The organism is Methanosarcina siciliae T4/M (assembly GCF_000970085.1).
GTDB classification, from domain to species: domain Archaea; phylum Halobacteriota; class Methanosarcinia; order Methanosarcinales; family Methanosarcinaceae; genus Methanosarcina; species Methanosarcina siciliae.
The window spans coordinates 1,794,653-1,820,053 of sequence record NZ_CP009506.1; the positions used below are offsets into that span (position 1 = coordinate 1,794,653).

Sequence of the window (25,401 nt, forward strand, 5' to 3'; positions counted from 1 at the left end):
CCGCATATTTTCCCTTTTAAGTTCAGGAGTTCATCGAGGGAAAAAACGTGATCCAGATTGCACTCTACGGCAAGGGAGGTATAGGCAAGTCAACCGTTTCTGCAAACCTCTCGGCTGCCCTTGCCGATTTGAATAAGCGGGTACTGCAGGTCGGCTGCGACCCGAAACACGACTCCACCCGCCTGCTTCTCGGTGGGACTGCCATCCCCACAGTGCTGGACTATATGCGTGAAACCCCCGGAGAAACCCAGCAGCTTGAAGCCCTGGTCTTTGAAGGCTACGGAAGAACCGCCTGCGTGGAAGCAGGGGGCCCGAAACCCGGGATCGGCTGTGCAGGCCGCGGGATCCTGAGCAGTTTTGAGGTCTTGAAACGCCTGGGACTCAGGGCTTCTTCCTTTGACGTCGTCCTCTACGATGTACTCGGAGACGTAGTCTGCGGCGGGTTTGCAGTCCCCCTCAGGAAAGAATATGCAGATGCGGTTTTTCTGGTAACTTCCGGGGAATATATGTCTCTGTACGCAGCCAACAACATACTTCGGGGTATTCGGAATTTTGAAGACACAAAACCCAGGGTTGCAGGCATCATCTTCAACAGCCGGGGGCTTTTTTCCGGGGAAGAAAGGGTCTTTACCTTTTCCCGGGCAGTAGGGCTGCCTGTGCTTGCCTCCATCCCCAGGGACGAGGTCTTTTCTCAAGCTGAAAAAGCCGGAAAAACCCTGGCAGAAGCCTTCCCTTCTTCTGCTTCTGCAGGAATCTTCAGGGATCTGGCAGTGTATGTTGAAACTCTTGAAAAGGATCGAAATCTGCTTCATCCTGCAAACCCCCTCGGTGACCTTGAGCTTGAAGCTCTGGTGCTGGGGAGACGAGAAAGGGTTTGCATGAAGCCATTCGCTACAGATCCTGCACCTTATGAACAAACCGGTGCAGAGTCCTGTTCCCGCTGCCAGGAAAAAGGACCTTCTGCAGAAATCCCGTCCGGAATTCCCGAAACAAATTCTGCAGAAACTCCCGAAGAAGTGCTCATACAGTCCCCTACGCCCCTTCCTTCCAGGCCTCCTCTTTACGGCTGTGCGTTTTCAGGGGCTGTAACTGCTACTTTCCAAGTTAGCGATGCCGCCACGGTCCTGCACGGGCCGAGGAGCTGTACCCATATCACGGCCGATGCCCTTACGTGCTCGTTTTTAAGGGGGGGCGGAATAAATGCAGGTGAAGTAAAGCAGGTCCCAGGCCTCCTGCCAACAGATATGGAGGAAGAGGATATCATCTTCGGAGGGCTTGAAAAGCTTGAGAGAAAAATCGAAGAAGCCCTTTCAGCCGGCTGGCAAACGGTCTTTGTGGTGAGCACCTGCCCGGGAGGTATCATAGGAGATGACGTAAAAAGGGCAACTTCAAGGGTAAAAACCCGTTTTCCCAGAGCAAGGGTCATCCCCGTCCCCGTAGAAGGGGTACTTACGGGAGACTTTTCTGCCGGGCTGCTTGAGGGGTACAAACGGGTTGCTGACCTGATTGATCCTTCCGTAACGCCCGAAAAATGCCTGGTCAACATTATCGGAGAAAGGAGTTTTTCCCTGCGAGAAGAGGAACACTTCCGTACGATCGAAGGGCTGCTCAAAAAGTTAGGGTACGGAGTCAACTGCAGGTTTTTAAAAGGGGCAGATACCCTTTCCCTTCGCTCTTTTAAAAAAGCGGAAATCAACATGCTGGCCTGTGACGACCCCGATACCCGGGCCCTGCAGGCATACCTCTCCGACCGTTTCGGGCTTGAGTTTTTTGAGCTTCCCTTTCCTGTGGGTTTCCGGGAAAGCTCCCTCTGGGTAAAAGCCCTAACAGCACACCTGATTCCCGGAGAAGATCCCTCTCCCCTGCTGGAGGAACAAAAAGAGCATTACAGGGCAGGGATTGAAAAATATGCACCCCAGCTCTCGGGAAAACGAGTACTTGTGGTGAGCTACACCGAGGATATCGGCTGGGTTCTGGACACTATCCGGGACCTGGGAATGGAAATCGTCAAAGTTGGGATTTCGGTCTCGTTTTTCGGGGGGGGAAGCCCGGGTTTCCTATCCTCTGACGCCTTCCATGTGGAGAGGGACTATACGGATGAAAAAAGGGCCAGGGATGTCAGGATTCTCATGCCGGACCTTGTCCTTTCGAATTATGCTCCTTCGGTTCCTGAAGACGGAGTTCATTACGATACCATTCCCTTCTCCCCGCAGGTCGGGTTCCTGAGCGGACTTGAACTTGCAAAACGCTGGAGTACACTTCTGCGGCTACCGGTTACGGAAGGGTGGAAGTACGACAGAGGTGATGAAAGTTGATTTTTTCCCCTGACGCTTTTACGGGTTCTATCCTCGCAGTAGAAGGAATCAGGGATGCGGCTGTGATCCTGAACGGGCCTACAGGGTGCAAGTTATACCACAGTTTTCTCTCGGATAGGCAGTTTCCCAGGGAAAGTTCCCATGACCCCCTGGCGTTCCAGGACGAGTTCTATTTCGGGCAGCCCAGGGTTCCCTGCACCTGCCTGGACGGGGAAGACTACATCCGTGGTTCCCTTCAAAAGTTTGAAAGGGCACTTGCAGCAATAGCAGCAAAGGAAAAAGACCTGCTGATGGTGATTAATTCCCCAGGAGCAAGCCTTGTGGGAGACGATCTTGAGAGTGTGATCAAAAAGGCGGGAATGCAGGACCGCTGTTTTGTGGTGGAAAACCCGGGTTTTTCCCTTCCCGCAGCTCGGGGTTTTGAAAATGTTTCCATTGCCTTGCTCGAACACCTTAAACCCCATTCCATCCACGGTCCCCTTCATCGCCAGAATTCAAAGAAAAAAGTGAACTTGATAGGGCTTTCCCTTCTCCAAAAATACTGGGAAGGGTCTGTTGCAGAAATGAAGCGGCTTCTGGCTTTCCTGGGGCTGGAAGTGGGGGCCGCTTTCCTTGCAGGCACTTCCCTCGACGAAATCCGGGAATCAGGCGATGCCGTATGTAATATCGTTCTTTTCCCCGAATACGGCCGAAGGATCGCAGAATGGTACAGGGAACGCTTAGGGACCCCTATCGTGTTTTCTTCTTTCGGGGCTCCCCTGGGATTTGATGCAACTGAAAGCCTGCTGAGGGAAGTTGCGATCGCCCTGGATATCGATCCTGCGCCTGCCCTTGCGGAAGTGCGGAAAGCCAGACAGGTCAGTTACCGGCAGATTTCGCGTTTTCATTCTTATTCAGGGCTTCCCAAAGGAGCCAGTTTTTCAATCAGGGCTGAAAGCTCCCTTGCTTTTCCCCTTACACACTGGCTTTACTCCTATCTGGGAATGGCTCCCCTTGCAGTAAAACTACTTCCCGGAAGCGACCCCGAAATAGCAGAATCTCTCAGGACTTTTCTGGAGGAAAAGGGCTTTTGCGAAGCCTGGAACCGGGATCCTTCCCTCGAATCGGCTGATATCGCTTTTGCTGACGGCCCTACCCTTCAGCTTTTAAAAGCAAAGGGATGTTGTAAAACCGGCATCGAAATCGCCCTTCCGGAAGAAGGCTATATCCACCTAATTCCTAAAACATATCTGGGAGTTTCGGGTTCTCTCCTCCTCCTTGAGGAAATCGTTAACGGACTGCGTTCCAAATGAACATCCATTTGAAGGGCAGGAAAGAGAAGAAATGAACGAGATTGAAGCGTGCGAGGAAAAAGATAGTGTAAGTTCTGGTAAAGCAATGAATAAACATTGATCCACTTTTTCTAAAATCAGAACTTACACGCTTTTCTGCCTTTCAGGCAATTTTTCCCTTAAATTTCAGCGGATGTGTTACTAGCATCAAAAAATATATTTTTTGTACATTTTGCATTTCGACCCCCCCTCAAAAAAACCAACTTAATTTTTTTATTCATAAAGTTTATTGCTAATTATACCTATACTCATCCATTTAAGAATAATTTTGAAAAATTTTAGCAAATCTTGTTTTATTTTTCAGTAGATCCCTTAAATTTAGACTTGGTTTTTTAGAACTATGTAGAATTCAAGTCAAACTCATCAAACTTATTGATTATGTGTTCGCAACGGATTAAATAAGTTGAATCAGTTGTTGAAAAATTCATCATATTTTTAAGAGGGGGGTCGAAATGTAAAATACATCAATGTTTTTCCGAAAAATCGTATTTTCCTGTTACTAACTGTCTTTCAATATTTTCTTTTCATTAGTGCAAATCTATCTGTTTTCGATACAAACTCGTTGCAGGGCTTGCAAAGAGCTGATAGGTAAGTATTATTTTTGATTAGCGATGTTTGCTGACTATGATTGTAATAATTCGTTGGCTGAATACTATGGACACTAAAACAAGGATTGAACCTTACGAAAATTTATATACAAATTCAACTATCGATAAACAATAACAAGTTGTCATAATAGTGTGTGGGATTGATTGTTGAATGAAGTAAGAAGCGTTGGTGGATTAGCTATTTCTTTTAAATGTTTCTGCATTCTTAATTTTTAGGAAATATATGAACGGTAAAGGTATTTGTGATAAACATAATAACTTAGTCAAGCTACATCCTAACCTGGATCGTCTTTTTCGAGTTCTTGTATTTCCCTAGAGTAAGATATTATAAATTTCATCTAAACCTTTACAATAGTTTTGATAATTGTGAGTGTTCTCTTTTCTTACCAATATTGCTTTGATTCCTGCATTTCTCGCCCCTTCAACATCTGCAGTATAACTGTCACCAATCATTGTTACGTCACTGGTATCTTCAAGTTTGTCAAGCACCCTCCTGTATATTTGGAGATTTGGTTTTTCATAGCCTAAATGTGCCGATGAATATACTTGACTGAAATATTTACTTATTCTCAAATCTCTTACCAAATGGGATAATTCAGGTACATGGTTTGAAACTATTATATTTTCATAACTTTCATCTATTTCTCGTTCTAAACAAGGAATTGTATCATCATAAAGATGCCATTTTGTAATATCCAAATATTTCATTTTTATTTGACTTGCAATTTCAGTTGATAATATCTCATTAATCCCAAATTCATGTATTATTTTTGAGAAATGCAACGTCATATAATCCCACCATTGGATGCCACCAAAAAATTCTTCATGAGATATTTCCGGGGTATGCCAAGGAAAGCCCGTGATAAGATGTGTTTTAATATCTTCAAGTTCAACGCTATGATATCCATATTCTTGTAATAGGAAATATATTGTCTGCCCCCACATTCCATCCCGATAAGCTAAAGTATTATCAAAATCCCACAGCAGATATTTTTTTTGCATTATGATACCTTTTTTGTTTTCTATAATGTGGTTGGAAAATAAGTATATTAGCATAATAATACACAGTTGAGGTTTTGCCATTTACCTTTGAATTACTTCTTTTTTCCAAAAAAAATCAAAAGAGATTATTTTGTAAAAATATTACTTATTTATCTTTAAAATCTAATTTCAAAGTAGATAATAAGGATTATACCTAATTAAGACTATTTTAAGTTACCAATCCAAAAATAAACCGTAAAAAGGTATAACCCATGATAAAAATTGTTGGTAAGGGATATAAGTATTTTTTGCTTCAATTGAGTGACTTTTTAGAGATTACAAAAACAATAGTCGTAAGCTTGAAGAGTGTTGAAGGCAGGAAAAAATATGAAAAGATATTTGGAAGAAAATTCGAAGACAAAAAGGATAATTCAAGAATCCTTACTATTCACATTAACCAGTTAACACTTACAAACTTTATAGGAGATCTTTTCGAAAAAACAATATGTTTAGCCACTTTCAAGGATCATTTTCTTTCTAAAAATTCAAAATTTAAAATAATACTCCTAGGGAGTGATAAAAAGAATAAGAAAAAAGCGGAAAACAGTAGACTTTGTGTCAGATCTATATCTCAAAGAGTACTTTCCGACTTCTTTGAAGACATGATAAATGTCCTTAAAAGGAAAATTAATATCCCTTACAGGGTTAAACCTTTAATTGTGAAGAGTAAGGACTATATGGAAAATGTCCTTCCCTGGAATCAAATACTCGCTTTTCAAAATCTTAAAAAATTTAGAGGATATTTGAGGAACATTTTTGAACTAAACCCTTCACTTGATTCATATTTCACAAATCTTCAGGTTTCATTGGGATATACACCTCAACTTGAAGTATTGGCTTTTAATAACATTTTCAAGTTAGAAGTATCAAGGTGCAAACTTGGATATTCTAATCTTGAATCATTTATCAGAGATTACAATCAGAACCAAGCTCTAAGGAACGAATTAAAAATCAAAAGCGGAGAAAAAATCACTCTTTCTTCTTATCGACGAAACCTAAAAATGATTTATCCTTATCTGGACAAATATGCAGAATTATTGATCCAAGAATGTAAAAATCTTAACCTTATTGGTAACAAAATCTGGATTTGGGATCGAAGATTTTTTGAGTGTAATTGCAGTGGTTTGAAAAATAAAGAGACTGGACAGCTTTCCGATCCAGATGCTGGACATTATGTCAAAAAAACAGGCAAATATAGTGTATTATCAGGAACAGGATACACTGATACATGTATTGTTGATAGCTGGTGGGGTTTGCCTGTTTATTGGGATGCAGTAAACGCTAGTAAAAATGACAACACTATATTTCAGGATACAATAAACCAGTGTATGAAATCAGCAACAGAAAAACCGGTTTTTGTGATCGCGGATGCAGGACCGGATAGTCATCTTTCCAATGAAACCGTAATTGAGAAGGGGATTATTCCAATCATAGCTGCAAGAGCTAATAGTGTTGGAAATATATTAAAAACAGAAAAGGGAACCCATTTCAGAGCACAATACATTCCAAGAATTTATCATAAATTACTTGGAAAATTATACAATATCAGAACCACTGTTGAAAGGAAAAACTCAAACGATGTCGTTGGATACAATAGATCAAAAACACCGACAAGAGGGAGTTTATGGGCCAAAACTTATGTGTCGATAAGTAATATTGCCGCGTTACTTACGGCACTTACGGCTTTTGAGGTTGGAAGACATGACCTGATAAGAGCGCCAGGAGCTTTTAGAAGGTTGAATGTCTGAGCAAGTAAAAGTAATTTGTTCTTAAAAAAGGGAATTTAATGCTCTTAATTTAATTTTAAAGCATTAATAGAGAAATTGGCAAAACCTCAAGTATTCGAATTCGGAATATTGCTCGGTGAGTTTTCAAGCCAGTATTTTCAGCTACTCTCTCTTTCCGGATACACTCCCTTTCCACACTCTCTTTCCGGACACTCTTCCCGCCTGGCTGCTTAAACTAGTCATTTTTTCACATTTCTGCAAACAACAACTTCGACTGGCAGCCCCCAGCTGCTAAAATCGGCTGTGTCCAGGATATGAAAACTGGCTTCTTCCAGCATTTCCCTGACAAAAATGGGCCTGCAGTCAATATAATTCGGAAAAATTCTGTGAGCCCATTCATAGAGCTTCAACATTGGAGTGGGATCATGTTTCTGTTTCATGGCTACAACACAGAGTCTTCCGTCTTTTTTAAGCACTCGCTGGCATTCCTTCAAAACCAGAGGGATTTCAGGAGTGTCAAAAAGCTCAAGTGTGAAGCTCATAAAAATCGCGTTAAAAGAAGAGCCTGGAAAAGGGAGACTAAGGGCGTCCCCACTTATCAGCTGCACCCATTTTGAAAATCCTGCTTTTTCTACTTTCAATCGGGTGATTTCACACATTTTATTAGAAATGTCAATTCCATAGATTCTTCCGGAATTTCCGACAGCTCTGGCGAGTTTGAGGATACCCTGACCTGTCCCGAAGCCGATTTCAAGTATTACTTCTCCGGGAGCAGCCTGCACCTTATGAAGTCCGGTATCTATGAACTCTCCCTCAAAGGGGCTGACAAATAAATCATACCATTTGCCCAACCGGTCATAACTGCTTTTAGCTGCCTTTTTTGAGCGAGTAACTCTGCTTACATCCATTCAAGAGCCTTCCATTCCTGTCCTTTTTACAGTCCCTGTCCTCTTCCAGTTTCTGTCTTTCTTCCAGTTCCTGCCCTTACTTGCCTTGGATGAAAGTTTATTCCACGGGAGGGGACTTTATTCCACGTATTCCACATTCCTTTTCACAGGCCGGAAGAGTTTCATGAACTCGTGCACATCTTCGGGAAAATCCGTGCTTACGGGAAGCCCCAGTTCTTTAGCCTCTGCGGATGAGAGGGGAGTGCTGTGGATCATTTCTCCACTTACCAGCTTTTCAACCACGTCATCGAGTCTTCTTTTCCCTTCAGGCCCTGCCTCTACCTTGCCTTCAAGGAGTTCTTTTGCGACATTCCGGGTAAGCTTGAGGGCTTTTCTGGAGATATCGCTCATTACAAGAGTGGTGTCTTCTGCTTTTTCTTTCTTCGTTTCTGCAGCATAGATCCAGGAAGGAGCGGGGTAAGTACGCGAAGGAAATCTCCTATCTGTGGCTCTATGGGCCCAATAATCGCATCCTTATCCATCACGATTTCGTCAGCTGCAAGGGCGATTATTGTGCCACCTGACATCGAGTAGTGAGGGATGATAACCCTGGTCTTTTTGGGGTGCTTCCTGAGAGCGCGGGCAATCTGAATGCTGGCATGGAGCTGGCCTCCGGGGGTGTGCAGGATGAGTTCAAGAGGGTAGTCTTTGTACCGCCTTATCCAGCGCAAAATCTGTTCGGCATCCTCTTCGTCTATATACTGGTAAGCAGGCATTCCGAAAAGAGAGATCGCTTCTCGCCTGTGAATCATCGTGAGCACTTTATAGGCATGGTTTTTTTCCATAGCTTTTATTTTTGCCATACGCTGCATCCGAATTCTTTTGAGTTGCGACTGCGGATAGATTACAGCGTACAGGAAGAAAAGTATGAAAAAAAGAGACATTAAATCCCAGAAACTGATTGTCGAAACATCAAAAGTAGCCAGAAAAACTCCCCCTTAACTCCCCCTTAAACCTTCCGCGGGCGCTGCTAAAGTAATCAGAATGTGTGATTCAACCCCACGAGCTTAATTATTAATATTGTCCTGCAATCTATTAATTATTAGCCCATTTTAAAGGTTAGAAGAAAGGAATAGAAGTAAAAACCGGAACAGTTACCATAAACCTGGTTACCATAAACCTATAACCAATGCAGACAAATATTTCCATATGGCAGCTCCGAAGTACCTGAAACGCTATCTTATGGTGCAGGGAAATGAAATGCCTGTCCTTTCCAGGATAACGGAAAGAATTTCGGTTGAATTCGATCCGGAAATGGAGCTTGAAGAACTCAGGGATATCCATAAAGCAAGCATCCAGGAATACAGGAAGCTGCAGGAAAGTCTTGATATCGAAGCCATGGAAGCCCTTGCTTATCCGGATATTTCGGACAGGTTGAAGCTGTATACCGAAAGTTTTCTTGATATCTCTAAAGCCATCTCCTCTCTCATGGACCTCAAAGTTGCAATTGTGAACAGGATGCTTGAAAACTGCACCTGCTGTGAACGCCGTTGCGAGATTAACAGGAAAGAGGGTGAGAAGGGTTTCTGCCGGCTGACTGATGTTTCACGCTATGCTTCGGAGTTCCTGCACATGGGAGAGGAGCCCGAACTTGTCCCCTCCCACACGATCTTTTTTACCGGGCTGCGTTCTTTGCCTGCGTCTACTGCCAGAACTGGGACATCTCCACATGCCCGGAATGCGGAACCGAAATCGATCCCCGAAAACTCGCAAAGCTTGTTGACTTCCGAAGGCTGCACGGGGCAAAAAACGTAAACTTCGTAACCCCTGCCCCGCACCCACATACTGTCCTGAAAATCGTGCGGGAAATGTCGTCAAATACGCCGGTTATCTGGAATTCAAACATGTACCACTCAAAAGAAATCGCCGAAATCCTGGAAGGCGTGGTGGATGTCTACCTCGGAGATTTCAAATACGGCAACAACGCCTGTGCCCTGAAATTTTCAAAGGTGAAAAACTACCTGGAAGTCGTCCGGCCCAACTTCGAGTTCGCCTACGAAACAGCCGAAATCCTCCTCCGCCACCTCGCCCTCCCAGGCCATATCGAGTGCTGCACAAGGCCGATTGCCGAATGGGTCTCAGAACACACCCCGCATACCAGGTTCAACCTGATGTTCCAGTACAGGCCCTGCTACCGGGCAATGGAATACCCGGACCTCGGAAGGCATCTGACCCTGGAAGAACAGACAGATGCGATTGATATCGTGAGAGGGGCAGGGATTGAGGATTTGCTGATCTGAAGGTGCAGGAAAAGAGAGAAAGCTCAATTTAAGTTAATATTCCCCGATCTATTTTTGATTAGTTCATTGATTTTCAGGCACTTGCTTAATTTATCGCTTCATAGGATATAGAGCTCTCATCAAGCGTGAAGGCGGCCGTTTTTTATTAAGATCAATTTTAAAACTTTTTATTTTGAAGAAGACTATCACAGTTATTTGCTACTGAAAAACTGTTACTAGTCATGTTTGAAATGTGGAATCAGAAAAAATGTACAACTTAAAAGAAATATAAAAAAGAGCAAGAGTTAAAAGGATTAGCGGATATACTTGAACAGTAAATTGTCAATGAATAAAAAATTGAAGCTAATCAAAGGCAGAGTTAGGGGGTAGAACCCTAACACATTCATAAAAACGGTAGAGTATGAAGGCCAGAAAACCGGAGTTATACGCCATGAGTGAAAGGGAAAGAAAGACGCCGGCACGTATCGAGTATCTGAGGGTGGAGAACTATCGGGCACTGAGCCAGGTTGAATTTAAGAACCTTACACCAATGACAGTGCTTTTAGGTCCAAACGGCAGTGGAAAGTCTACGGTGTTTGATGTTTTCGCTTTCCTTTCGGAGTGCTTTGAATCAGGACTGCGACGGGCCTGGGATCGTCGGGGAAGGGCAAAAGAACTCAAGACACGCGGCTGTGAAGGGCCTGTGGTCATAGAGATAAAATACAAAGAACCGGGATTCCCGAAAATAACCTATCATCTGGCTGTAGACGAACGTAAGGGTTCGCCTGTAGTGGTGGAAGAGTGGCTGCAGTGGAGGCGAGGCACAAGGGGTAAACCCTTCCGATTTATGGAATACCGCGAAGGAAAAGGCCGTGCAATTAGCGGCGAAAAACCGGATGAGCAGGACAAGCGGGTTGAAATCCCACTCAAATCTCCGGATCTTATTGCGGTAAATGCTCTGGGACAATTCGCCGACCACCCACGTGTGGCTTCGTTGCGCGATTTTATTACAGGCTGGCATGTATCTTATCTTTCGGTGGATGATACACGTGGCCAGCCGGAGGCAGGACCACAGGAAAGACTTTCACGCACGGGCGACAACCTTGCCAATGTCATACAGTACCTGGCCGAGCAGCACCCCTCGCGGTTGGAGCATATCTTCGAAGTATTACGAAACCGCGTCCCTCATGTAGAAAAGGTGCTGGCTGAGGCTATGCCGGATGGCCGCCTCCTGCTCCAGATTAAGGACGCTCCTTTTGACCACCCAGTGCTTGCCCGCTTTGCATCTGACGGTACGCTCAAGATGCTGGCCTATCTGGTGTTACTTAATGATCCCGAACCTCCTTCATTCATTGGTATTGAAGAGCCTGAAAATTTCCTTCACCCGCGCCTGTTACCAGAACTGGCAGAAGAATGCCGTGCAGCCAGTGCCCGCGGACAGTTCCTTGTCACCACTCATTCACCTTTTTTCGTCAATGCTCTGAGGCCTGAAGAGGTTCGCATACTCTACCGCGATGAACGTGGTTACACCCAGACAGTCCGGGCGGCAGACATCCGGGGCATCCCGGAATTCATAGAAGCTGGGGCTTCTCTCGGATATCTTTGGCTTGAAGGGCGCTTTGGCTTTGGAGACCCACTGGTAAACCAAGGAGCTCCTTCACGCAAAGGTGGAAAGTCATGAATACCGGGCATCTGGAAATTCTGGTTGAAGAACCCTCCATGGAGGCATTTCTCCGAGAATTACTCCCCCGGATGCTCGGAGATAAAGTGAGCTTTGAGATTTATCCTTTCCAGTGCAAAGATGACCTTCTTTCCAAACTTTCCTCCCGACTGAGGGGCTACTCATCATGGCTTCCGGCAGACTGGCGTGTAATCGTTGTTGTGGACAGGGACGATGATGACTGCCGAAAACTCAAGCAAAGAATGGATGAAATCGTCCTCCGAGAAGGTCTTCGCACCCGCTCAAGTGACTCAGCCCACTGGCAGGTGGTAAACCGGATCGCAATCGAAGAACTCGAAGCATGGTATTTCGGGGACTGGAGAGCCGTTAAACGCGCCTACCCCAGAGTGAACGCGAATGTCCCACAAAAGGAAGCTTATCACAATCCAGACGCAATTTCCGGCGGCACCTGGGAAGCCTTTGAGCGGCTGATGAAGAAGGCTGGCTATTTTCAGGGAGGCCTGCGCAAAATAGAAGCTGCACGCCAGCTGGGGCACCAAATCGATTGGCAGCACAATCATTCTCTTAGCTTTCAGTATTTCAGAGACGCAGTCCTGGAAGTTTTATGATATAAGAAGCAGCCGTAAGCAATTGTAAAAATGATTTGTAAAAGCCGTCGGCATTCGCATTTCAGCAGGGGTTATATTCCAAAATTTCTCTATCCTTAATCGCATCTGAAGAATAGACTACATGAACAACTTTTCCTTTATATTTCCGAGAAGTCTGTTCAATAAAATAACTTTTATCTCCAACGTTTATTTCTCCGAGAATAACATCATCCGTCGCTGTTAATATGGCGTTGCTATTTGCTTCTCCAACAACTGTTCCTTTGTACGTAGAGCTTTCAGGAGCAGGTATCATGGATCCATTTTCTGTTATAATTACTGCGTCATTACTTACCGAGTCCATTTCCTGAAGATCAAGGTCGAATTCCTGTCCCAGCAGTTCAAGCGTGACCCGACCATCAGAGACATCATTTAGAAAAGTTGTTGAATTTGTAGTAACAGTTTCAAAATTATCCAGTATCTCATTGAATTTAAGCGACGTTTTGTCAAAGTCAATATCATTTAGAATATCCGAATTGGCATCCGCTTCAGGTGCAGTTGATAGAACGGCTACTACGCTTAAAATCATTATTGTTACAAGCAATACACCCGTTCCTAATTTCATATTTATCTTCACCTGTTTCACCTCTTCTTGTTCCATGATGCAAGATTCAAACAAGGTTCGGTATCCCTAAAACCAACTGCAGCCCCGACTCCGGGAATTCTGGAGTTCAAGCCGATTCTGCAAGTTCAGCTTGAGCCCTCTACCCATTTTTACAATGTAACATAGGAAAATTGGACTTAATTTACTAAATTTTTATGGTCAAATCATCTAGTTGAAAGATAAATCCCAATATCGTTTGATTAAAAATTAATCTTATTAATTAGCGCCTTAATTGACAACGTAGCTTGATAAAAGAGGAAGAAGCATGATTGTGGATATTCACTCTTGAATAAAGAAACGAACGGTGCGATTTTTACTTTCAGACGATTTATTCAAATACATAGCTTGTTGAAAAGAGATTTATGTATTACTTTCACAGTTATTTAAGAAGAAATTATCGTGACACTGATACGACAATTCGAAGAGAGAATTGTCGCGGTGCAGAGACGAGTGAACCAGATATATTTCAGTTTGCCAAAGTGTGAAATTGTGCAAGAATCTCTTGCACAAATTCATTGATACCCAGCCTCTTAGCCATCGAAAAAAACGGGGAAAAAGAAAGTAAATTGCTGGAAAAAATCTCTGGAGAAATGTATAATGAGCCGCAGGGATAAACAGGAACTTGGACCGGCTTCAAACAACTCTATGTTACTGGAAGATATTCGTCATATGATCGAAGCAACTCGCTCTGCAGTGGCTGCTACCGTTAACGCCGGCCTGACGATGCTCTACTGGAATATCGGCAAACGCATCAATGAGGAGATCCTCAAAGGTGAACGAGCAGAGTACGGGCAGGAGATTGTAGCTTCACTGGGTCGAGAATTGGCATCTGAGTACGGCAATGGATTCTCAGTGAAAAACCTGCGTCGGATGATCCAGTTTTCGGAGGTATTCCCGGAAGAGATTGTCGTGACACTGTTGCGACAATTGAGCTGGTCTCACTTCTTAGTTTTAGTTCCATTAAAAGACCCTCTTCAGCGCGAATTCTATGCTGAGATGTGCCGAATAGAACGCTGGAGTGTGCGCACTCTGCGAAAGCAGATTGATTCCATGCTGTATGAGCGCACCGCAATTTCACGCAAGCCTGAAGAAGTGATCCGTCACGAACTTGCCAACCTGAGGGACAAGGATAGATTGACGCCCGAACTTGTTTTCCGCGACCCTTATGTCCTGGACTTCCTCGGCTTGAAAGACCGTTATCTGGAAAAGGACCTGGAAGATGCAATCCTGCGCGAACTTGAGTCATTTTTACTGGAACTCGGTGTCGGCTTCGCCTTTGTAGCCAGGCAGCGGCGAATACAAATCGACGACGACGATTTTTACATAGATCTCCTTTTCTACCACCGTCCCCTGCACAGGCTTATTGCTATCGACCTGAAGCTCGGAAATTTCAAAGCCGAATACAAAGGCCAGATGGAGCTATACCTCCGCTGGCTGGACAAATACGAAAGGCAGCCGGGAGAAGAATCCCCTCTGGGAATCATTCTCTGCGCCGGAAAGAAAGAGGAACAAATTGAACTGCTGGAACTGAACAGTTCCGGTATCCACGTGGCTGAATACCTGACTGAACTGCCACCCCGTGAACTGCTGGCTGAAAGGCTGCAGCGTGCTGTTAAGACTGCGCAGGCAAGATTGGAAGTATACGAGTAATAGAGAAAGATCCTAAGGGCTTTTCAGTTCACCTGTTTCTTCCGAAAAGCGGTCCAGATAGCATCAAGACCGTGGAGAAATCTAACTAGACAGGCAAATCTATCACTTATCTATCACCAAAAAGCCCTAATCTATCACCCCGGACCCAAAACATCCGAAAGTTCAATACCTAAAATCTTCCGATAATCTTCTAATTTTCCGCTGTAATCTTCCGATGGCAAGGCTAATCGTTAAGAAATCGTAAACTCAAATCCATTTATCGTAAAGTCAAAGTCAGATTATGAAGACAACGAGCATCCTGTATTGATCACTCCGTGCCCTCAACATCCAAAAGTATGATGCACAAAATCATCCGGGAACGAGTTAAACTTTTTTGAAAGTTCTTACCCTTACAGTCTTTAAATTACTCCATGATTCTTTCCGACACCCGTTTTTATTTTTTCAATTTCATAGGACCCCGGGCTCTCACCGGGTGCGAAGCAGCCGGCCTTCTCAAAATGAGAATGAAAAAGAGAGACTAAAAAGCGAAAACATTATTTTTCGAGCTTACACGTAACCTGCTACAGATATAGAAACTGAAAGAAAAGGAACAGTTTAAGATAGAAGAAACTATCCTTAAATTCGAAAAGATTGTGAAAAAGAGCAAGAATTAAAAAGATTAGTGGATATACCTTCATAGAAAATTTTCAATTATAAAATTAGAAGCTGATCAAAACCCTCATTATTACACTAAACGAGAACAGATCTCAGGCTAAAAAATGAGTGAAAATAACGTTAATCGAACCGCATTTGTGGAACAGTTACGAGGCTGCATGCCGGGCTTACAGAGGAATAAAAAATGATCACCGGTGAACTGAAAAACAAAATAGACCGCATATGGGACACTTTCTGGTCCGGCGGGATAGCCAACCCCCTCGAAGTTATCGAACAAATTACCTACCTGCTGTTTTTACGGAGGCTGGACGACCTCCACACGCTGGAAGAAAACAAATCAGTCCACCTCAAACGCCCAATGGAACGCCGGATTTTTCCCGAAGGCAAGGACGATAAAGACCTCCCCTACGAAGACCTGCGCTGGTCCCGTTTCAAAAACTTCGCCCCGGCAGAGATGTATACGGTTGTCAGCGAACACGTCTTCCCCTTCCTGCGCACTCTGGGTGGAGACGATTCCACTTATGCCAAACACATGGAAGGTGCCCGCTTCACCATACCCACGCCTGCTCTGCTTTCAAGAGTGGTTGACCTGCTCGACGACGTGCCGATGGAAGACCGAGACACCAAAGGCGACCTCTACGAATACATGCTCGGCAAGATCGCATCTGCAGGCCAGAACGGCCAGTTCCGGACCCCACGCCACATAATCCGCCTGATGGTGGAACTTACTTCCCCGCAGCCGACAGACATCATATGCGACCCCGCATGCGGGACAGCCGGCTTTCTGGTATGTGCAGGCGAACATCTGCGGGAACACCACCCGAATATCCTGCACGACGAAAAGCTGAAACAGCACTTCCACCACGGGATGTTCCACGGTTTCGATTTCGACAACACCATGCTCCGCATAGGCAGCATGAATATGCTCCTGCACGGCGTGGAAAACCCGGATATCCGCTACCGCGACTCCCTTGCCCAGGACTATGCCAGCGACGAAGAAGCCTACACGCTTGTCCTTGCAAATCCTCCTTTTGCCGGTTCACTGGACTACGAGAGCACATCAAAGGAACTCCTGAAGGTCGTCAAGACCAAAAAGACCGAACTGCTTTTCGTTGCCCTTTTCATGCGCCTGCTCAAACCCGGAGGACGGGCTGCTGTTATCGTTCCTGACGGCGTGCTTTTCGGCTCAAGCAAAGCCCATAAGGAACTTCGCCGCATGCTTGTTGAGGAGCAGAAGCTTGATGCCATTGTTTCCCTTCCGGGCGGCGTTTTCAAGCCCTATGCAGGGGTTTCTACTGCCATCCTCCTTTTCACGAAAACAAATTCAGGAGGCACGGACCACGTCTGGTTCTACGATATGCAGGCCGACGGCTGGAGCCTTGACGATAAACGGAGCCCGCTTCTGAGCGAGGACAAACTGGGTCCTGTCCCTTCAACCGGGCTTAGCGAGGAGGAACACGCCAGAAATAACCTTCCTGATGTCCTTGCCCGCTGGCAGGAACGCAATTCCGGCGAACTCAAACGTGCCAGGACCGAACAGAGCTTCTGCGTGCCAAAAGCCGACATCGCAGCTCAGGGCTACGACCTTTCCCTCAACCGCTACAAGGAAGTTGTGCATGAGGAAGTGGAATACAGAGCCCCGAAAGAGATACTCGAAAGCCTCGCAAAGCTGGAAGCTGAGATTCAGCAGGGGATGAAAGAACTGGAAGGGATGTTAGGATGAGTGCAACCTTCGTCAAGCTTGGTTCAGTTGCAGAGTTCATCAATGGTGTTGCTTTCAAGCCAGAGGATTGGGGAGATTCAGGTACAAAGATAATCCGTATTCAGAATCTTACGGATTCAACCAAACCCTTCAATAGAACCAACCGAACTGTATCTGATAAGTATCACGTTAGGCCCCACGATCTGCTTGTTTCATGGTCTGCAACACTTGGCGTTTTTGAGTGGTTTGGACCAGACGAAGCTCTACTAAATCAGCACATATTTCGTGTTTTGCCTGATGAAAATAAAGTAGAAAAGCGTTATCTTCGCTATGCACTTGAGGGCGCGCTTCTTGATATGCAGCGGCATTTACATGGAGCAACCATGCAACATGTAAACCGAGGCGAATTTCTAAATACAAAGCTGTTTCTCCCCTCTTTACCAGATCAAGAAAGAATTGCAGATATTCTGGACCGTGCGGAGGCTCTTCGAGCTAAACGTCGAGCAGCCCTTTCCCAGCTTGATGAACTCGTTCAATCTATTTTTATTGATATGTTTGGCGATCCGCTCAAGAATCCAAAAGAGTGGCAGCAGGTGCAGCTTGGAGACTTAATATTCAGTGCCTCAGATGGGCCTCACGTTAGCCCACCATATACGGAAGCCGGAATACCTTTCCTTTCAACGCGGCATGTACGAGCAGGGGAGATAATATGGGAGGATTTGAAATTTATTAGCCAAGAAGATGCTGAAATTCAGTGGAAAAAGTGCAAACCCGAAAGAGGTGACATTCTATACACGAAGGGTGGAACCACGGGCCTTGCGGCGACAGTACAGACGGACCAACCATTTGCTATCTGGGTTCATGTTTCACTCCTGAAGCCTGACCCGCAGAAGGTAGACTCTATATGGTTAGAATCGATGCTTAATAACGAGTTCTGCTACCGACAGTCACAGGTATTGACACACGGAATTGCGAATCGAGATCTGGGCTTAACCCGGATGGTTAAAATCAAAATGTTCCTTCCCCCTATCTCCCTTCAGAAAGACTTCGCTCTTCGTGTAGTAGCCTTACAGAAACTAAAAACACAGCACGAAGCCTCATTGACAGAACTTGATGAGCTTTTTGCCTCTCTTCAGTATCGGGCTTTCAGGGGTGAACTATAAGATGAGTGCAGTTCCGCCATTCTCAGAAGGTCAAATTGAAGCACTTGCGCAATTGCTTGGAGAATGCGGAACTGGTAGCGATATTTCTCGATTTTTTATCCGTAAGGGCTTGGTGGATAATTCCGGTGAGTCTACAAAATGGAAACGGCTTTATTGGGTATTCTTGGAATGCCAAAAACAACACCAGTGCGCGAATCTGATAGTTGACTTTATTCAATCTTTTCTAACCCCCGCTCGTTTCGTAGGGCGCAATGACGAGTTTGAAGCAAATCGCCAGCATCTAAACACTATACTTTCGTTCTCAGGTTTGGAATACGGGAAGGATGGAAAATTCAGGCAGTGTAAGATTGCAAAAACTCTCGATGAAGCTGAAAAAAGGGCACGGACTATCCGGGCAAAGTTTCAGGGAAGACAAATACATTCGGAAGTCTTGAAGTATTGCCGACCTGAGCTTTTGCAGGATAATTATTTCCATGCGGTATTTGAAGCTTCTAAGGGATTAGCTCAGCGGATAAGAGATCTTTCTGGGGTACAGACAGATGGCGCTGCTCTTATCGATAAGGTTTTTTCAATAGAAAAGCCGATCTTGGCAATTAATTCATTGCGAACTGAGACCGAAAGATCTGAACACAAAGGTTTTGCTCTACTTTTAAAAGGTTGTTTTGCAGCTGTTCGTAATCCATTAGCTCACGAACCAAAAATACTCTGGCAGGGTGAAGATGATGCTGCTGATTATCTTTCTCTTATCTCACTCCTGCATAGGAAACTGGATGAGTCTACCGTGACAGAACTAAAAGGAGACTGATTTTTATGAAAGCTACTGAAGCCAAATTACTTGATTTTCTCAGGAAATCCCCCCAATTTGTAATTCCAATCTATCAGCGCACATACTCATGGACTGAAAAAGAGTGTCTGCAACTGTGGGACGATATCCTGCGTACAGGTAGTAATGACGAAATCTCAGCCCACTTCGTCGGCTCTATTGTCTACATAGAAAAAGGGATCTATCAGGTATCCAGCCAGTCTCCTCTGCTCGTAATCGACGGCCAGCAGCGTTTGACCACAGTAACCCTGCTGATAGCTGCCCTTTCCAGAGCGCTTGACCAATTGGATGAAGAAAAACGTGAGCCTCTGGATGGATTTTCTCCGCGCAAATTGCGCAATTATTATCTGCTCAACCCGGAAGAAGAAGGAGAAAGGCACTACAAGCTTATCCTGTCGCAGACAGATAAAGACTCACTCACCTCTATTGTCGGCAGCAGAGAGCAGCCAAAAGAGTACTCTCTGAGGGTGATGGAGAATTTCAAACTTTTTGAATCATGGATTGCCGGGTGTAAAGACGATCTCATGCCCCTGTGTAAAGGGCTGGCCAAGCTTGTAGTGGTGGATATTGCACTTAACCGCGATCAGGACAACCCGCAGCTTATTTTTGAAAGCATGAACTCAACCGGTAAAGAGCTCAGCCAGGCTGACCTGATCCGCAACTATATTTTGATGGGGCTGGAACCGCAGTTGCAGACAAGGCTTTATGAACAGTTCTGGCGGCCAATGGAAGTGGATTTTGGACAGGAAGCCTACAGTGACCAGTTCGACGGTTTCATGCGCCACTATTTGACTGTTAAAACCGGAGAGATTCCCAGAATAGGGGAAGTGTATGAGGCGTTTAAAGTTCACGCCAGTTCCACAAAAACGGCACATGCAGGAGTAGAAGCGCTTGTAGCCGACATCCGGACCTTTTCCCGCTACTTCTGCGCTATGGCGCTCGGAAAAGAGAAAGATCCGAATTTGAAACTTGCATTCAACGACTTACGCGAGCTTAGAGTAGATGTAGCTTATCCATTCTTGCTCGAACTTTATCATGACTATGCAACCGGAATGCTGTCAAGGGAAGATTTTGTTGCAGCAGTTCGGCTGATCGAATCCTATGTGTTCCGGCGTGCTATCTGTTCTATTCCCACAAACTCGATGAACAAGACCTTTGCAACCTTTTCCAGATATCTAAAAAAGGATCATTATCTCAAAAGCATCCAAGTACACTTTTTTCAGTTGCCTTCATATCGCCGCTTTCCAAACGATGAGGAGTTCAAGCGTGAATTGAAAATCCGGGACATCTACAACTTCCGAAGTCGCAGCTATTGGATCAGACGTTTGGAAAACTACGAACGTAAAGAACGTGTGCAGGTAGATGAGTACACTATCGAGCATATAATGCCTCAGAATGAGAATCTCCCCACTGCCTGGGAAACAGAACTTGGCATAGAGTGGAAACGAATTCATGAAACGTGGCTGCATACCCTTGGCAACCTCACACTCACTGGCTACAATTCAGAATATAGTGACAGGGCTTTCGCAGAGAAACGTGACATGCCTGGCGGTTTTAAGGAAAGCCCGCTCAAACTCAATAAAGGACTTGGTCAGCTCGACCGGTGGAATGAAGAGACTATCAAAGAAAGGGCAAGCGGGCTGGCAGAAATAGCTCTTAATGTATGGGCAATGCCAAAACTGACTACCGATACCCTTGAGGCGTACAGGCCAAAGGATACAGTATCTGGTTACACAATTGAAGACCATCCATACCTGTTAACGGGAACAGTGCATGAGCTTTTCGAAGCCTTCCGCAAGGAAGTCTTGGCTCTTGATCCCTGTGTAACCGAGGAGTTTCTCAAGCTTTATGTCGCCTATAAAGCTGAGACTAATTTTGTGGATGTGGTACCACAAGCTAAACGGCTGATCCTGTCGCTCAATCTGCCTTTTTCTGATATAAACGACCCAAGAGGACTCTGCAAGGATGTTTCCGATTTTGGTTGCTGGGGTAATGGCGACGTAAAAGTAGGCCTAGGATCACTGAACGAACTGCCCTATGTAATAGGTCTGGTGCGGCAATCTTTCGAACACCAGATGGGTAACGGAGGATATTAATGACCAATTTTGCCTTTCTCGAAGCCGAATGGCCTTCTCTGTATGAGGCAGCCGAAAAAGCCTCAAATGCAGTCTATCCTGACCCTCGCACTGCCTGTTTTTACGCTCGCAGAGCTCTGGAACTGGCTGTGCAGTGGATGTATAAGCACGATTACACACTGCTCCTGCCGTATCAGGATAATTTGAGTGCTCTTATCCATGAGCCCACATTCAAGAAAGCTGCGGGAGAGGCAATCTTCAACAAAGCCCGGGTCATTATCCGGCTTGGAAACCAGGCCGTGCACAGCAACAGCACAGTTCTGCTGCATGATTCATTAACAGCCGTGAGTGAGCTTTTCCACATCAGCTACTGGCTTGCCCGCACCTATGCCAGAAAAGAAAAGCCTGAACCCGGGTTGAGCTTCAACCCTGAAGACCTGCCGAAAACAACCGTCCCGAAGCAGACGATAGAGCAGCTCCAGAAGCTGGAAGCAAGCCTCCGGGAAAAAGACGAAAAACTCTCTGAACTCCTCGCCGACAAATCCGCAATGGACGAAGAACTCAAACGCCTGCGGGCCGAGGTTGCAAAAGCAAAAGAAGCTTCAGCCTTGCTACCGGACACCCACGACTATTCCGAAGCCGAAACCCGCAAAAGCCTGATTGACCTCCTGCTTAAAGAAGCCGGCTGGCCCCTTGACAGAGCTCAGGACAGGGAATTTGAAGTCTCAGGTATGCCAAACAAAAACGGAATCGGCTTTGTAGACTACGTGCTCTGGGGCGACGACGGAAAGCCCCTTGCCCTCGTGGAAGCAAAACGCACCACAAGAGATCCGCGGGTCGGCCAGCAGCAGGCAAAACTCTATGCCGACTGCCTCGAAAATCAGTTCGGGCAAAGACCGGTTATCTTCTACTCAAACGGGTACGAAACCTGGATCTGGGACGATTCCAGATATCCTCCGAGGCAGGTTCAGGGTTTCTATAAAAAAGCCGAACTGGAACTCCTCATCCAGCGGCGCAGCAGCCGCAGGCCTCTCTCCGAAGCAGAGATTAACTCCGCCATCGTCGAACGCTACTATCAGACCCGGGCCATCCGCCGCATCGGGGAAGCCTTCGAGCAGGACAACGACAGAAAAGCTCTGATAGTAATGGCAACAGGCGCAGGCAAGACACGCACGGTCATTGCACTCTGCGACCTCCTGATGCGCTGCAACTGGGTTAAACGTGTGCTCTTCCTTGCCGATAGGGTGGCTCTGGTCAATCAGGCAGTAAACGCCTTCAAACGGCACCTGCCCGACTCCGCACCTGTAAACCTTGTCACTGAAAAGGATACGGAAGGCAGGGTGTTCGTTTCGACCTATCCTACAATGATGAAACAGATCGAAGAGATGAACGACGGACAGCGACGCTTTGGAGTCGGGCACTTCGACATTGTAATTATTGACGAAGCCCACCGCTCAGTCTTCAAAAAATACAGAGCAATTTTCGATTACTTTGATTCCCTCCTTGTGGGCCTTACAGCAACGCCCAAAAATGAAATCGAACGTAATACCTACAGCCTCTTTGACCTCGAACCCGGGGTTCCTACCGACGCCTACCAGCTCGAAGAAGCCGTAAAAGACGGTTTCCTTGTCCCTCCAAAAGCGGTTTCAGTGCCCCTGAAATTCCAGCGCCAGGGGATTAATTACGATGAGCTCTCCGATGAGGATAAGGAGCAGTGGGAAGCTCTGGACTGGGGGGACGAGGACGGCGAAATCCCTGAAAGGGTGGAAGCCGAAGCCGTCAACAAATGGCTGTTTAACAAGGACACCGTGGACAAAGTGCTGGCACACCTGATGGAGAGGGGCCTGAAAGTCGCTGGCGGTGACCGCCTGGGCAAGACCATTCTCTTTGCCAAAAATCAAGCTCATGCTGAGTATGTTGCCGAAAGGTTCAATGTCAACTATCCGCATTTCAAAGGTGAATTCGCCCGCGTTATCACTTTCAAGACCGAATATGCCCAGAGCCTGATAGACAATTTTTCGATCAAGGAAAAAGACCCCCACATTGCCCTCTCGGTAGACATGCTTGATACCGGGATCGATGTGCCGGAAGTAGTGAATCTTGTATTCTTCAAACTGGTGCGTTCAAAGACAAAGTTCTGGCAGATGGTAGGGCGCGGAACCAGGCTCTGTCCTGACCTTTTCGAACCGGGAGAAGACAAACGGTTCTTTTATCTTTTCGATTACTGCCAGAACCTGGAGTTCTTCAGCCAGAACCCGGAAACCACTGACGGTGCACTGGGCGATTCTCTTGGCACACGCCTGTTCAAATCACGACTTGAATTACTCTCTGAACTGGACAAAAAACTGGAAGCTGACAGCGATTGTGAAGTCGGTACAGAGACCCGTGAAATCTATGGCGAACCGAGAACAGAAGCCGAAGTTCGCCACTCAATTGCCGAAACGCTGCACAGTGAAATTGCCTCGATGAATCTGGACAATTTCGTCGTGCGTCCCAAACGGCGGCTGGTCGAGAGATACTCAAGATCCGAAGCCTGGTTAAAGCTGTCCGGGGAAGACCTCTCCGAGCTTTCCCATGAAGTAGCAGGTCTGCCTTCGGAACTTCAACCGGAAGCGGAAGAAGCAAAACGTTTTGACCTCCTTATCCTGAACCTTCAGCTGGCTTTACTGCGTGCCGAACCCGCCTTTGAACGCCTGCAAAAGCAAGTGAAAGATATTGCCGGTCTCCTTGAAGAAAAATCAGCCATTCCGATGGTACGCGATCAAATGGCTCTGATTCTGGATGTGCAGACCGACGAATGGTGGGAAAATGTTACAACTCCCATGCTGGAAACGCTTAGACGGCGTCTCCGTGACCTTGTGAAACTGATTGAAAAACACCGCAGAAAGCCTATTTACACAGATTTCGAAGACGAAATGGGCAGTGAAAACAATGTTGAATTGCCTGGCTTTGCTGCAGCCGGGGATTTCGAAAAGTTTCGTGCCAAAACCCGGACCTTCCTCCTGGAACATCAGGACCAGGCCGTCATCCATAAGCTAAGGATGAACATGCCATTGACTGCAGCAGATCTTGAAGAACTGGAGCGGATACTCTCTGAAAGCGGATTGGGAAGACCGAAAGAAATTGCCCATGCCAAAGAGGTATCAAACGGACTCGGTCTCTTCGTGCGCTCACTGATAGGGCTGGATAGGGAAGCTGCAAAACAGTCGTTTGCCACATTCCTGGCAGGTAAGACTCTAATTGCAAACCAGATAGAGTTCATAAACCTGATAATTGACCATCTTACCGAACATGGGGCAATGGACGCCTCATTACTTTACGAATCACCATTTACCGACCTTACGCCCCAGGGCCCAGATGGGCTTTTCACCTCGGCTCAGGTGGATGAGTTGATTGTAGCGCTGGAACAGATAACAGCAACAGCACTTGTTTCCTCGGGTTCGCAACAAATAATTGCTTGAGGTTTTTAAGCTGCTTTAGAGGATCATGAGTAAATTGTCTACTCACTGCATAGACAATTGAACTACAAAAACTTCGGTCAGTTCATCTGCCAAGGAAAGACTTCCTAAATTGTGCAGCAGCTTGCTGCATAATCTACCTTTTTTTGCCTGAAACGTAGTAGAAGCTATCAGCCAAAAAAATGAGACCCATCGGCACGGCCTGCTAGATGAAAAAGTCTCAACACTGCTGAGAGAATTACCTGAACATAAATCAGGACAAATCATTCAATAAAAATTGGCTTTCAGCAACCTGTTTAATAAGCCCTTTCTTGACAAGTACTTTAATCGCTTTTTTTCCATCCCTGGAGTCCATATCCTGACTTAGCTCTTCAAAAGTCTTATTTCCGCCCTTCAGTCTTTCAATAAGCATCTGGGCCAGCATGTCCTGATAAGCAAGGTCGTGCAGTTCACCAATGACAGAGTGAGAGATTTTGTATCTGTCTGCGAACTCCTCCAGCCCGTCGAAGAAAAAGGCTATCCAGGCAAAACTTCGGTCCTGTTCATTTTGCCAGAGGATTTCATCCCTGATGACGTCAAAGTCCAGGCCCCTGGTAAAAAGTGTGTACATATCCTCACGGTCCCGGTCTCTTGAGGTAACGCTTTTAAAAACGAAGATATCTTCCGGGGCCAGCATGTATACTGAGATGTTTTCCAGGGAAAACATTCAATGGAACGTTTAACCATTGATTCGGAAAGCTGCAGGCCGTTGCAGACTAC

General features: G+C 45.8%; 19 protein-coding genes. 13 read left to right on the forward strand and 6 right to left on the reverse strand.

What is annotated here, in order from left to right; all coding sequences use genetic code 11:
* Window positions 1-47 precede the first annotated feature (47 nt).
* Complete coding sequence (locus MSSIT_RS07680; protein WP_048171371.1) at window positions 48-2,315, forward strand: nitrogenase component 1; 2,268 nt, start codon at window positions 48-50, stop codon at window positions 2,313-2,315.
* Entirely contained in the window at window positions 2,312-3,607 is a 1,296-nt protein-coding gene (locus tag MSSIT_RS07685; RefSeq protein ID WP_048171373.1) for a nitrogenase component 1, read from the forward strand. Before MSSIT_RS07680 ends, MSSIT_RS07685 begins: the two co-directional genes overlap by 4 nt.
* Window positions 3,608-4,566: 959 nt before the next feature.
* Here MSSIT_RS07685 and MSSIT_RS07690 read toward each other — a convergent pair.
* Window positions 4,567-5,256 (reverse strand): HAD family hydrolase, encoded by a 690-nt coding sequence (locus tag MSSIT_RS07690; protein ID WP_048174594.1) that lies wholly within the window; start codon window positions 5,254-5,256, stop codon window positions 4,567-4,569.
* A gap of 251 nt (window positions 5,257-5,507) precedes the next feature.
* Here MSSIT_RS07690 and MSSIT_RS07695 point away from each other — a divergent pair, with 251 nt between their 5' ends.
* Complete coding sequence (locus MSSIT_RS07695) at window positions 5,508-7,043, forward strand: transposase (RefSeq protein WP_048171375.1); 1,536 nt, start codon at window positions 5,508-5,510, stop codon at window positions 7,041-7,043.
* A gap of 218 nt (window positions 7,044-7,261) precedes the next feature.
* On the opposite strand, the gene MSSIT_RS07700 is transcribed toward MSSIT_RS07695, so the two are convergent.
* The 3 genes from MSSIT_RS07700 to MSSIT_RS07705 form a co-directional block, all read right to left on the reverse strand.
* Window positions 7,262-7,930, reverse strand: coding sequence for a class I SAM-dependent methyltransferase (locus tag MSSIT_RS07700; RefSeq protein ID WP_048171377.1), 669 nt, complete (start codon window positions 7,928-7,930; stop codon window positions 7,262-7,264).
* A 117-nt stretch (window positions 7,931-8,047) separates the two neighbouring features.
* Window positions 8,048-8,371 (reverse strand): SDH family Clp fold serine proteinase, encoded by a 324-nt coding sequence (locus MSSIT_RS24635; protein ID WP_231590534.1) that lies wholly within the window; start codon window positions 8,369-8,371, stop codon window positions 8,048-8,050.
* Window positions 8,320-8,853: an SDH family Clp fold serine proteinase gene (locus tag MSSIT_RS07705; protein ID WP_231590471.1), complete on the reverse strand. Its 534-nt coding sequence runs from the start codon at window positions 8,851-8,853 to the stop codon at window positions 8,320-8,322. The genes MSSIT_RS24635 and MSSIT_RS07705 overlap by 52 nt, the downstream gene beginning before the upstream one ends.
* Before the next feature lie 265 nt (window positions 8,854-9,118).
* Here MSSIT_RS07705 and MSSIT_RS24640 point away from each other — a divergent pair, with 265 nt between their 5' ends.
* The 4 genes from MSSIT_RS24640 (at window position 9,119) to MSSIT_RS07720 (ending at window position 12,477) form a co-directional block, all read left to right on the forward strand.
* Entirely contained in the window at window positions 9,119-9,724 is a 606-nt protein-coding gene (locus MSSIT_RS24640) for a hypothetical protein (RefSeq protein ID WP_231590472.1), read from the forward strand.
* 53 nt (window positions 9,725-9,777) lie between these two features.
* Window positions 9,778-10,209, forward strand: a complete 432-nt coding sequence (locus MSSIT_RS24645; RefSeq protein WP_231590473.1) for a hypothetical protein — start codon at window positions 9,778-9,780, stop codon at window positions 10,207-10,209.
* 430 nt (window positions 10,210-10,639) lie between these two features.
* On the forward strand, window positions 10,640-11,869 hold the full coding sequence (locus MSSIT_RS07715) for an AAA family ATPase (RefSeq protein WP_082088911.1): 1,230 nt from the start codon (window positions 10,640-10,642) through the stop codon (window positions 11,867-11,869).
* Window positions 11,866-12,477: a DUF4276 family protein gene (locus MSSIT_RS07720; protein WP_048171381.1), complete on the forward strand. Its 612-nt coding sequence runs from the start codon at window positions 11,866-11,868 to the stop codon at window positions 12,475-12,477. Before MSSIT_RS07715 ends, MSSIT_RS07720 begins: the two co-directional genes overlap by 4 nt.
* A 61-nt stretch (window positions 12,478-12,538) precedes the next feature.
* Here the strand turns inward: MSSIT_RS07720 and MSSIT_RS07725 are convergent, their stop codons facing one another.
* Window positions 12,539-13,114, reverse strand: coding sequence for a reprolysin family propeptide-containing metallopeptidase (locus MSSIT_RS07725; RefSeq protein ID WP_048171383.1), 576 nt, complete (start codon window positions 13,112-13,114; stop codon window positions 12,539-12,541).
* A gap of 600 nt (window positions 13,115-13,714) precedes the next feature.
* On the opposite strand from MSSIT_RS07725, the gene MSSIT_RS07730 reads away from it, so the two are divergent.
* The 6 genes from MSSIT_RS07730 to MSSIT_RS07755 all read left to right on the forward strand — a co-directional run bounded on the left by MSSIT_RS07730 (window position 13,715) and on the right by MSSIT_RS07755 (window position 24,645).
* Window positions 13,715-14,767, forward strand: coding sequence for a PDDEXK nuclease domain-containing protein (locus MSSIT_RS07730; protein ID WP_048171385.1), 1,053 nt, complete (start codon window positions 13,715-13,717; stop codon window positions 14,765-14,767).
* Window positions 14,768-15,605: 838 nt separating this feature from the next.
* A complete protein-coding gene (locus tag MSSIT_RS07735; protein ID WP_048171388.1) occupies window positions 15,606-17,144 on the forward strand; it encodes a class I SAM-dependent DNA methyltransferase in 1,539 nt (512 codons plus the stop codon).
* Window positions 17,141-18,286, forward strand: a complete 1,146-nt coding sequence (locus MSSIT_RS07740; protein WP_048171389.1) for a restriction endonuclease subunit S — start codon at window positions 17,141-17,143, stop codon at window positions 18,284-18,286. Before MSSIT_RS07735 ends, MSSIT_RS07740 begins: the two co-directional genes overlap by 4 nt.
* A gap of 1 nt (window position 18,287) precedes the next feature.
* Window positions 18,288-19,091, forward strand: a complete 804-nt coding sequence (locus tag MSSIT_RS07745; protein WP_048171391.1) for a TIGR02391 family protein — start codon at window positions 18,288-18,290, stop codon at window positions 19,089-19,091.
* A gap of 5 nt (window positions 19,092-19,096) precedes the next feature.
* Window positions 19,097-21,205: a GmrSD restriction endonuclease domain-containing protein gene (locus tag MSSIT_RS07750; RefSeq protein WP_048171394.1), complete on the forward strand. Its 2,109-nt coding sequence runs from the start codon at window positions 19,097-19,099 to the stop codon at window positions 21,203-21,205.
* Complete coding sequence (locus tag MSSIT_RS07755) at window positions 21,205-24,645, forward strand: DEAD/DEAH box helicase family protein (RefSeq protein WP_048171396.1); 3,441 nt, start codon at window positions 21,205-21,207, stop codon at window positions 24,643-24,645. The genes MSSIT_RS07750 and MSSIT_RS07755 overlap by 1 nt, the downstream gene beginning before the upstream one ends.
* Window positions 24,646-24,895: 250 nt before the next feature.
* Here MSSIT_RS07755 and MSSIT_RS21160 read toward each other — a convergent pair whose 3' ends face one another.
* A complete protein-coding gene (locus MSSIT_RS21160) occupies window positions 24,896-25,318 on the reverse strand; it encodes a hypothetical protein (protein WP_156158819.1) in 423 nt (140 codons plus the stop codon).
* Window positions 25,319-25,401 lie beyond the last annotated feature (83 nt).

Bases quoted from the DNA above. Each gene is read 5' to 3' on its own strand.
- MSSIT_RS07690 (WP_048174594.1), bottom strand. From the start codon at position 5,256: ATGCAAAAAAAATATCTGCTGTGGGATTTTGATAATACTTTAGCTTAT.
- MSSIT_RS07695 (WP_048171375.1), top strand. From the start codon at position 5,508: ATGATAAAAATTGTTGGTAAGGGATATAAGTATTTTTTGCTTCAATTG.
- MSSIT_RS07700 (WP_048171377.1), bottom strand. From the start codon at position 7,930: ATGGATGTAAGCAGAGTTACTCGCTCAAAAAAGGCAGCTAAAAGCAGT.
- MSSIT_RS07705 (WP_231590471.1), bottom strand. From the start codon at position 8,853: ATGTCTCTTTTTTTCATACTTTTCTTCCTGTACGCTGTAATCTATCCG.
- MSSIT_RS24640 (WP_231590472.1), top strand. From the start codon at position 9,119: ATGGCAGCTCCGAAGTACCTGAAACGCTATCTTATGGTGCAGGGAAAT.
- MSSIT_RS24645 (WP_231590473.1), top strand. From the start codon at position 9,778: ATGTCGTCAAATACGCCGGTTATCTGGAATTCAAACATGTACCACTCA.
- MSSIT_RS07715 (WP_082088911.1), top strand. From the start codon at position 10,640: ATGAGTGAAAGGGAAAGAAAGACGCCGGCACGTATCGAGTATCTGAGG.
- MSSIT_RS07720 (WP_048171381.1), top strand. From the start codon at position 11,866: ATGAATACCGGGCATCTGGAAATTCTGGTTGAAGAACCCTCCATGGAG.
- MSSIT_RS07725 (WP_048171383.1), bottom strand. From the start codon at position 13,114: ATGGAACAAGAAGAGGTGAAACAGGTGAAGATAAATATGAAATTAGGA.
- MSSIT_RS07730 (WP_048171385.1), top strand. From the start codon at position 13,715: ATGAGCCGCAGGGATAAACAGGAACTTGGACCGGCTTCAAACAACTCT.
- MSSIT_RS07735 (WP_048171388.1), top strand. From the start codon at position 15,606: ATGATCACCGGTGAACTGAAAAACAAAATAGACCGCATATGGGACACT.
- MSSIT_RS07740 (WP_048171389.1), top strand. From the start codon at position 17,141: ATGAGTGCAACCTTCGTCAAGCTTGGTTCAGTTGCAGAGTTCATCAAT.
- MSSIT_RS07745 (WP_048171391.1), top strand. From the start codon at position 18,288: ATGAGTGCAGTTCCGCCATTCTCAGAAGGTCAAATTGAAGCACTTGCG.
- MSSIT_RS07750 (WP_048171394.1), top strand. From the start codon at position 19,097: ATGAAAGCTACTGAAGCCAAATTACTTGATTTTCTCAGGAAATCCCCC.
- MSSIT_RS07755 (WP_048171396.1), top strand. From the start codon at position 21,205: ATGACCAATTTTGCCTTTCTCGAAGCCGAATGGCCTTCTCTGTATGAG.
- MSSIT_RS21160 (WP_156158819.1), bottom strand. From the start codon at position 25,318: ATGCTGGCCCCGGAAGATATCTTCGTTTTTAAAAGCGTTACCTCAAGA.